Source organism: Chitinophaga filiformis, from assembly GCF_021646545.1.
GTDB classification, from domain to species: Bacteria; Bacteroidota; Bacteroidia; order Chitinophagales; family Chitinophagaceae; genus Chitinophaga; species Chitinophaga filiformis_A.
The window spans coordinates 341,620-351,740 of the sequence record NZ_JAKIRP010000007.1 but is presented as its reverse complement, the minus strand read 5'-3'; the positions used below and the strand labels follow the sequence as shown (position 1 = coordinate 351,740).

Genomic DNA, 10,121 nt, shown 5'->3' with positions numbered 1-10,121 from the left:
ACAGGTGTAACGTTGCCGTCACAATTGTCTGTACCAGTTGGATTGGGCTTAGCAGGCACATCTTTCAGACACTGTACATATACGATCTTCGGGAAGTCTGCTGTTATAACCGGCTTCACATCGTCGTGGACGGTGATGACCTGTGTAATAGTGTCGGAATTATTGCCACATGCATCTTCAGCCCACCACTTGCGAATGACCTTGAACCTGTTCACGCAGGTGCTATCTATTACTTTCTGACTGAAATGAACATCTGGTGATTCATCGCAATTGTCAGTGGCGGTGATGTTTGCCGCCGCAGGTATGTCTTTAGCACATTTTACATTGATATTAACTGCGGTACCGGAAAGTACAGGCTTAGTATTGTCCTTGATCCTGATCACCTGGGTTACTGAGTCGCTGTTACCACATGCATCAGTGAATACCCACTTTCTGGTTATGGTAGAGTCGCATGTAGTGCCGCTACCTGTTGCACTGAATACTGGTGTGATGTCGCCGCCACAGTTATCTGTTGCAGTCGGTTTTGGAATACCAGGTATGTCTTTCAGACACTGTATATCAACATCCTTATCGAATGTTGCTGTTATTACCGGTTTGATGACATCGTTAACAGTGATCACCTGTTTCAGGGTATCAGAAGTATTGCCACAGAGGTCTGTAGCCCACCACTTACGGATGATCTTAAACCTGTTCACACAGGTGCTGTCAAAAACAGTGCTGCTTGTTTCGACTTTCAGTTCGGCTGTACAATCGTCAGTTACTTTGACGGCAGGAGACGCCGGTACATCTTTAGCACAGTCGACATTCACGTCAGCAACGTTTCCGGAGAGGACAGGCTTGATGCTATCTTTGATGATTACGTCCAGATAGCAGGTGTCCTTACGTTTTCCATCAGGTGTTGAAACGATCAGCCGGAGCTTGAATGCACCGCATTTCTTTGCGGCGTCTATTAATACTTTCTGAGTATTATTAACGCCGAAGATGGTGCCATCTCCAGTCACTGACCAGAGGTAAGAACCTACCAGTGAAGGATCCGGTCCGCTATATTCATTCCGTGAACCCGGACAAACAGGGCTTGGACCTTCAATACCGCATGGCGGTTTCGGATGTTCAATGACGGTGATGACAACGGTGTCAACATCGGAACACTGGCCATCATCTGCCTTCACAACAAACTCGAATACGCCGGTAGATGGCGGAGTAAAGACAGGATTGGCGATGTTAGGATCGCTCAGACCAGTAACCGGTGTCCAGCTGAAGGTATACGTACCGTCACCTCCTGCAGCGGAGGCAGACAAATTCGCAACATCCAGATGGGTAATAGTCTGATCAGCGCCGGCATTAGCAACTACTTGCGAGATAATAACAGGTGCACCAGGATTTTCGTGGCTGTTGAGATAACAGGTATCTTTCAGGCCATCCCTGGTAACGATCAACTGAAGATTGAAAGATCCCGGTGTGAAATCAGTACCGATAGGCACCACATCTATAGTGCCCAATGTAGGATCTACGATCTTGGCATTGGCCGTATTAGCCCCTATAATAGTCCATAAATAGGTAAGACCGGTTGGATCGTCAACCGTGGCTACATAAGTCAGTTTGGTCGTCCCTACGCAGGTACTAACCGGTCCTGTAACGTCGCAGGTGGGAGGAATGAAAACAGCATCTGTCTTCAGTGACCTGTCCTGGTTACCAATTTCGACTTCCTCGCCGTTAATGATCCAGTTCTTCAGGCGCATATGGTACGGAGAACCACTGATTGCGCTGGCAGAGCTGTCTTTTCCCCAGTCTATGATGCTGGCAATGTGACCACCCCATGCCAGTACAGCGGTAGCTTTGAGTGCTTTAAAGGTGATATGGACCACTGTCTCTGAATGAGCATCGGTCAGACTACCCTGCGAAGCATAAGTGATATTGGTGATATCCACATTGTACCCTGTAAACAGCTTCTCGCCTGCCAGTAAATTGTTAAAACTGGTGGCAGGCTGCCCTGCTACCGGTGTGCCGAGTGTGGATGGAGTTGGGATGGTGTATACATCCGTACTGGTAAAGTAGGAAGGAGGGAAGCCGGTGATGTTCAGCAACGGATCCACCGTTTCGGCCCCATGGCCAAAAGGGGCGTGAGGTTCCAGTCGCTGATAATGCGTGATGTAATCCAACGCATGTTTATCTCCATCCCTCAGATCAAATCCAATGACCAGGGTATATACCTGGTCAATAATGAGATCCTGAAGGATAGCCCGGTAAGGGACTGAATGTCCTTCAAGGAAATGCGCCTGCTGCGCATTTAGATTACCATTGATCCAGTCAACAGGGCTTATGGGCGCACTTGCTTCTTCATTGGCCCCCTGGTCAAGGTTGGCCGATTGTGCGTAAGCTGTCAGTTGAAGGAATAATAGTAGCGGGAGAGCCAGCGCTATAGGCGCTCGCGATCTTCGTACGACATCCCGCCAAATGCGAAGAAGTAAACGTACTGCATGCATAAGTGGTGAGTTTGTTTTGGTTGATGGATGCGCCTCCAGGTGAATTGTGGTTTTACATGCTTAATGGCAGTTGGCGTTGATAGAGGAATTACATGCTACCGGAAAATGCATAGAGGCCCATGCGCAATGACACTTGGTGACAGGTGGTTTTATTTGCTTGCAGCACTCCCGCGTTTCCTTGATGACAGCCAGCCAGACAGATTACAGGTCTTTTACAGTATGTGGTTAAAAAAATGATGGAGAAGTAGATGGACAGTTGTGTCGTCCATGATAAAGAAAAACACAGGTATCAGTGCAAAGGTCTAATTGTTTTGTGCGAAAACCAAAAAAAAGATGTTAACGTGCAAACGACTGAAGAGAGCAATATACATCGGTTGCAAGCCAGCGTTTCTTCACGACTTATAAAAATAACAGAGGGTGCCAATGAGGCACCCCCTGTAGATATAGGCCGATATTAAATTGCTTATTCCTTAGCATGTATCGCTTTGCCTGTCTTAATGAGATCACCTACACTCAATTTGTATACCAATACATCTCTATGAATTGCAGGTACATGGTATTCAATTGTGTGTTGTGTACCCTTGTCAACCATACCATAGTTGAGCTGACCAATTTGTTGACCAAGCAGGTTATAAACTTCCAGTTTAACCTGGCCGCTGACTGGTGCAATGAATCGGAATATCAGCTTATCATTGTACGGATTCGGGAATACGGTGACATTCAGCTTAGCTTCTTCTGTTCTTGCCTCTGTTGCTTTCGGATCGTTGACGGAAAGTGTTGTGGTCGATACCTTCAGCGTAGTTATAGCAGAAGATTTAGTCCAGCCAACAAGCACTGCACATTTATCAAATGCATTGTTAATGGCATCTACGGCTTTGCTAACGTCTCCAATCGCTACTCCTGGTATTGTTTGTCCGCCGAGATACATGTTAGCCAGTTCATGCAGGCCAGCTATATTGGCTTTACCGATTGACTTCAGGTAGTTCACTACACTTGGTGGTATTACATAGTTACTAACTGTTGTAGTCGGCGTATTGCTTCCACATGCGGTCAGCTTAGCTGTCTTTAATGTGTCGCCTTCTATTGTCAGGTTCTTCAATGTTGCAGTCAGATGCATATTAAAGAACAGTGACATTGTCTGAGACAGCAGTACATTATTGATCTTTCCAAAATTGCTGGTAGTTGTCAGTAACGGTACATTAGGCCATGTATTTGACTTGTTAAATGTAGCGTAGCCTTTCAGCGCTGCCGGAGTGCCACCACCTGGCAACATCTTGAAGATATTTCCATTGGTGATATCACCGAGGAACAGGGTAAAGTACTTACCGGTAAGCTTCAGACCAAAGATGACGGAGTCACCGGCCTGTGCATCGACAGCAGCACTCATGATCTGGGCAGCAGTCACGGATGTACCGGATGGGGTGCAGGCGAGACCTTTCACGTTGCCATAGAAGCCCTGTGTATAGGTACAGAATTTACCCTGACAGCAAGGAACAGTAATGGCCTGTTCTACAGATACGCTATTGTTACATTTATCTTTCGCTGTCCATTTGCGGATATGTCTGATTGGACAACTTGTACCTTCCTTCCTGTCTACGTAAGTAACTTTTACGGTACCGCAATTGTCTGAGAAGACAGGTGTACCAAATACGACTGGAGATGCACATGTAGCTACTGTCATATTTGCCGGCTTGTAAGTTACTACCGGTGCAGTGATATCTTTGATCAGAATGAGTTGCATTACAGAATCTTTATTACCACATGCATCAGCGAATACCCACTTACGGGCGATGACAGAATCGCAGGCGCAACCGAAGCCTTTTTGACTGAATACCGGCTGAATACTACCGTTGCAATTGTCTGTTGCAGTCGGCTTAGGTGCGGCAGGTATGTCTTTCGGGCATTGTACGTACACTATCTTATGGCAATTCGCAGTTATTACCGGCTTAACATTGTCATAGACAGTGATAAGTTGTTTCAAAGTGTCAGAAGTGTTGCCACATGCGTCTTCAGCCCACCATTTACGGATAATCTTGAGCCTGTTGACGCAGGTACTGTCAAACGACTTCTGGCTGAAATGTATAACCGGATTTGCAGTACAATTGTCAGTAGCACTGAGGCCTGCTGCAGCCGGGATGTCTTTGTAGCAAGCTACGTTCACATTATTCACACTACCAGACAGTATTGGCTTAATATTATCCTTGATATGGATCACCTGTGTAACAGAGTCACTGTTACCACATGCATCAGTGAATACCCACTTGCGGATGATAGTGGAATCACAGGCTGTACCGCTGCCGGTCGCACTACAATCAGCAGCGAGGTCGCCGTCACAATTGTCTGTAGCAGTTGGCCTTGGAGGAGCAGGTACGTCTTTGAGACACTGTACATCTATAACCTTGTCAAAGTCTGCAGTTATTACCGGTTTCACATCGTCGTGAACAGTGATGATCTGCGTTAAAGTGTCAGAAGTATTGCCACATGCATCCTTAGCCCACCACTTACGGATCACCTTGAAGTTGTTCACGCAGGTGCTGTCTATGGTCGTCTGGCTGAAGTCTACTGCAGGTGTTGCATCGCAATTGTCAGTAGCAGAGATGTTGCCGGCAGCAGGTATGTCTTTACTGCAGGTTACGTTGATATCATCAGCGGAGCCTGAAAGTATTGGCTTAATATCATCCTTGATATTAATAACCTGGCTTACTGAATCTTTATTACCACATGCGTCAGTGAATACCCACTTGCGGGTGATGGTGGAGTCACAAGCAGTACCACTACCTGTTTCGGTATATACTGGTGTAACTTCACCGTTACAATTGTCTGTAGCTGTTGGTTTAGGCGCAGCAGGTACGTCTTTGAGACACTGTACGTTGACGGTCTTGTCAAAGTCGGCAGTTATTACCGGTTTCACATCGTCGTGAACGGTGATAGTCTGTGTTAAAGTGTCAGAAGTATTGCCACAAGCATCCTTAGCCCACCACTTGCGGATCACCTTGAAGTTGTTCACGCAGGTGCTGTCTATGGTCGTCTGGCTGAAGTCTACTGCAGGTGTTGCATCGCAATTGTCAGTAGCAGAGATGTTGCCGGCAGCAGGTATGTCTTTACTGCAGGTTACGTTGATATCATCAGCGGAGCCTGAAAGTATTGGCTTAATATCATCCTTGATATTGATTACCTGGGTGACAGAGTCACTATTACCACATGCGTCAGTGAATACCCACTTGCGGGTGATGGTAGAGTCACAAGCAGTACCACTACCTGTTTCGGTATATACTGGTGTAACTTCACCGTTACAGTTGTCTGTAGCTGTTGGTTTAGGCGCAGCAGGTACGTCTTTGAGACACTGTACCTTGACGGTCTTTTCAAAGTCGGCAGTTATTACCGGTTTCACATCGTCGTGAACGGTGATGATCTGCGTTAAAGTGTCAGAAGTATTACCACAAGCATCCTTAGCCCACCACTTGCGAATCACCTTGAAGTTGTTCACGCAGGTGCTGTCTATGGTCGTCTGGCTGAAGTCTACTGCAGGTGTTGCATCGCAATTGTCAGTAGCAGAGATGTTGCCGGCAGCAGGTATGTCTTTACTGCAGGTTACGTTGATATCATCAGCGGAGCCTGAAAGTATTGGCTTAATATCATCCTTGATATTGATTACCTGGGTGACAGAGTCACTGTTACCACATGCATCAGTGAATACCCACTTGCGGGTGATGGTGGAGTCGCAAGCAGTACCACTACCTGTTTCGGTATATACTGGTGTAACATCACCGTTACAATTGTCTGTAGCTGTTGGCTTAGGCGCAACAGGTACGTCTTTGAGACACTGTACATTGACGGTCTTTTCAAAGTCTGCAGTTATTACCGGTTTCACGTCGTCGTGAACAGTGATAATCTGCGTTAAAGTGTCGGAAGTATTGCCACAAGCATCCTTAGCCCACCACTTGCGGATCACCTTGAAGTTGTTCACGCAGGTGCTGTCTATGGTCGTCTGGCTGAAGTCTACTGCAGGTGTTGCATCGCAATTGTCAGTAGCAGAGATGTTGCCGGCAGCAGGTATGTCTTTACTGCAGGTTACGTTGATATCATCAGCGGAGCCTGAAAGTATTGGCTTAATATCATCCTTGATATTGATTACCTGGGTGACAGAGTCACTATTACCACATGCGTCAGTGAATACCCACTTGCGGGTGATGGTGGAGTCGCAAGCAGTACCACTACCTGTTTCGGTATATACTGGTGTAACTTCACCGTTACAGTTGTCTGTAGCTGTTGGTTTAGGCGCAGCAGGTACGTCTTTGAGACACTGTACATTGACGGTCTTGTCAAAGTCGGCAGTTATTACCGGTTTCACATCGTCGTGAATAGTGATAGTCTGCGTTAAAGTGTCAGAAGTATTGCCACAGAGGTCTGTAGCCCACCACTTACGGATGATCTTAAACCTGTTCACACAGGTGCTGTCAAAAACAGTGCTGCTCGTTTCGACTTTCAGTTCGGCTGTACAATCGTCAGTTACGCCGATGGCAGGAGGTGCCGGTACATCCCTGGCACAGGCGACGTTCGCATCGGAAGCCTGCCCGGTGAGGACTGGCTTGATGCTATCCTTAATGATTACATCCAGGTAGCACGTGTCCTTGCGCTTTCCATCAGGTGTTGAAACGATCAGTCGGAGCTGTAATGCACCGCATTTCTTTGCAGCGTCTATCAACACTTTCTGAGTATTATTAACGCCGGAGATAGCGCCATCTCCGGTCACTGACCAGAGGTAGGTACCTACCAGTGAAGGGTCCGGGCCGCTATATTCATTCTGAGAACCCGGGCAAACAGGGCTCGGGCCATCGATACCGCATGGCGGTTTCGGATGTTCAGTGACAGTGATGATCACTGTATCAACATCAGAACACTGGCCATCATCAGCCTTCACAACAAACTCGAACACGCCGGTGGATGGCGGAGTAAAGACCGGATTGGCGATGTTAGGATCACTCAGACCGGTAGTTGGTGTCCAGCTGAAGGTATATGTACCGTCACCTCCTGCAGCGGAGGCAGACAAATTCGCAACATCCAGATGGGTAATAGTTTGATCAGCGCCGGCATTAGCAATTACCTGCGAGATAATGACGGCTGCGCCAGGATTTTCATGGCTGTTGAGATAACAGGTGTCTTTCAGTCCTTCCCGGGTAACAATCAACTGAAGGTTGAAAGAGCCGGGCGTAAATGCAGCACCGATGGGTACTACTTCTATAGTGCCCAATGTGGCATTCACGATTTTTGCATTCGCGGTGTTAGCTCCTATGATGCTCCATAAATAGGTAAGACCGGTTGGATCGTCAACCGTGGCTACATATGTCAGTTTAGTTGTCTCTACACAGGCAGTAACCGGTCCTGTAACGTCGCAGGTAGGAGGAATGAAAACAGCATCCGTCTTCAAAGATCTGTCCTGGTTACCGATACTAACTACATTGCCGTTAATGATCCAGTTCTTCAGGCGCATATGATAGGGGGAACCATTGATCGCACTGGCAGAATTGGGTTCGCCCGTAACAGGATCTTTTCCCCAGTCTACAATGCTGGCGATATGACCACCCCAGGCCAGTATGGCGGTGGCTTTAAGCGCTTTAAAAGTAATATTGATGACGGTCTCTGAATTGGTGGCAGTCAGACTACCCTCTGAGGCATAGCTTATATTTGTTATATCGACATTATACCCTGTAAACAGCTGCTCGCCGGCAGACAATAAGTTAAAGCTGTTGGTAGGCTGTCCAGGTTTGGGCGATCCGGCACTGGAGGGCGCCGGAATCGTGTAGACATCCGTAGTGGTAAAGTAGGATGCCGGTTCGGGGGCGTCGAGCAACGGGTTCACCGTTTCCGGGCCATGACTGAACACGTTGTGAGGGTCCAGTCTTTGAAAATGCGTGATGTAATCCAACGCGTGTTTTCCGCTATTCCTTACATCCAGTCCAATCACCAGCGTGTATGTCTGGTTGACGACCAGATCTTCCAGGATAGCCCGGTAGGGGACCGAGTAGCCTTCAAGGAAATGCGCCTGATTGGCATTAAGATTCCCATTGATCCAGTCTACGGGAGTTACTGGCGCGGTGGCCTTCTCGTTGGCGCCCTGGTCAAGGTTGGCCGACTGTGCATGGGCCGTTAGTTGTAGTAATAATAAGGGCAGGGCCAGTAGTATAGGTACGCGTGTTCGTCGTACAACGGCCCTTAGAATACTACGAAAGAGTAAAAATACTTCATTCATAATAGTTCAGATTTTGGTTGATGAAATGAGCCTTGTGTTAAATAAGTGTTTTGGTGCTTAATAGTAATTGCAGTCGGCAGTCAATTGATTCCTAAAGTATGGCCATAAAGGGCACGGGGAGTACAATCACTTGTCACTAGTGACATTGAAGTTTACATCACATAAAGTAAAGTACTCTTGCATTCTCTTGATGGCAAGTAGGTAGTTGGCGGTGTCTATAGAATCTGGCTAAAAAATGTGGAGAAAAGCAAAGTGTTGTGTAGGGACCTCCCGGGAACAAAAAACTGCCGGGATTTCACTTGCAATAGTACGATTTGTTTTGTATCAATCCCAAAAAAAATATAGAGAAAGTGAAGAAAAGAAATGCGTATGAAATACATTTGTTGTTATTATCGTGTATTCCCGCCTAAAGGAACGTGCTAATTTGATAGATTTGTAAAAACATACCTAATTTCATGAGGGCTGCTGTTATTGACCTTGGTACAAATACATTTCACCTGATCATAGGAGATCTTACCGACAAGGACCTGCGCGTCGTGTATAAAACCACGGTACCGGTATTGCTTGGCCAGGCACGCATCAATGATAATCTGATCATTCCTCAGGCCTTTGAAAGGGGAATACGTACACTAAAAGACTTCAGAGGAATCATTGACGCCCATAATGTGGATGTAGTGAGGGCTATTGCAACATCAGCCATCAGGAATGCAGTGAACGGGCATGACTTTGTTGAAGCGGCTAAAGTTGCGGGCATCGATATCCAGGTGATCACGGGAGATGAAGAAGCCGCATTTATTTTTAACGGGGTGAAAGCACTTGGCATCATTCAGCAAACATCCCTGATCATGGATATAGGAGGTGGCAGCACAGAGTTTATCATCTGCAACGAAGATGGTCTTATCTGGAAAAAGAGTTACGATCTCGGCGCTGCCCGCTTAATGCAGGCATTCTTCCATTCTGATCCTATCGGCAATACTGATCGCTGCGCCATTATTGATCTGCTTGATAAAGCCCTGAGCGGCCTGGAGGCGGCCTGTCTGCGTTATAAGCCCGAGATGCTTATCGGTTCTGCGGGAGCGTTTGAATCATTCGCTATTCTACTGAATAACGGAAATGATATAGGAGACGTTGCTTCTATGCGCCTCGATATAAAGGAATTTGAAAAGCTGGCCGCCCGGCTCATAGCATCTAATCACGATCAAAGAACGAAGATGAAAGGACTGATCTCTTTGCGGGTTGATATGATTGTGATCGCAGCCATTCTGACCACTTACATCCTGGATAATATTGAGCTGAATGCACTCAGTTTATCCATGTACGACCTTAAAATGGGAGTGTTACATTCTATTAAAGATGAGATCACCAGCAAAGCATGATAGTGCTTTGCT

3 protein-coding genes are annotated in these 10,121 nt (G+C 46.8%); 1 reads left to right on the top strand and 2 read right to left on the bottom strand.

Annotated features, from left to right (window positions below; genetic code table 11):
- Together L3C95_RS19290 and L3C95_RS19285 are read right to left on the bottom strand one after the other, a co-directional pair.
- The coding region (locus L3C95_RS19290; protein ID WP_236390125.1) for a hypothetical protein at nt 1-2,483 on the bottom strand (2,483 nt) is incomplete at its 3' end.
- Between the two features lie 463 nt (nt 2,484-2,946).
- Nucleotides 2,947-8,733, bottom strand: coding sequence for a hypothetical protein (locus L3C95_RS19285; RefSeq protein WP_236390123.1), 5,787 nt, complete (start codon nt 8,731-8,733; stop codon nt 2,947-2,949).
- A gap of 455 nt (nt 8,734-9,188) precedes the next feature.
- On the opposite strand from L3C95_RS19285, the gene L3C95_RS19280 reads away from it, so the two are divergent.
- Nucleotides 9,189-10,109: an exopolyphosphatase gene (locus L3C95_RS19280; RefSeq protein WP_236390121.1), complete on the top strand. Its 921-nt coding sequence runs from the start codon at nt 9,189-9,191 to the stop codon at nt 10,107-10,109.
- Nucleotides 10,110-10,121: the final 12 nt, after the last annotated feature.

What these genes read in the sequence shown, in the direction of transcription:
- L3C95_RS19285 (WP_236390123.1), bottom strand. Translation starts at nt 8,733, where the DNA reads ATGAATGAAGTATTTTTACTCTTTCGTAGTATTCTAAGGGCCGTTGTA.
- L3C95_RS19280 (WP_236390121.1), top strand. Translation starts at nt 9,189, where the DNA reads ATGAGGGCTGCTGTTATTGACCTTGGTACAAATACATTTCACCTGATC.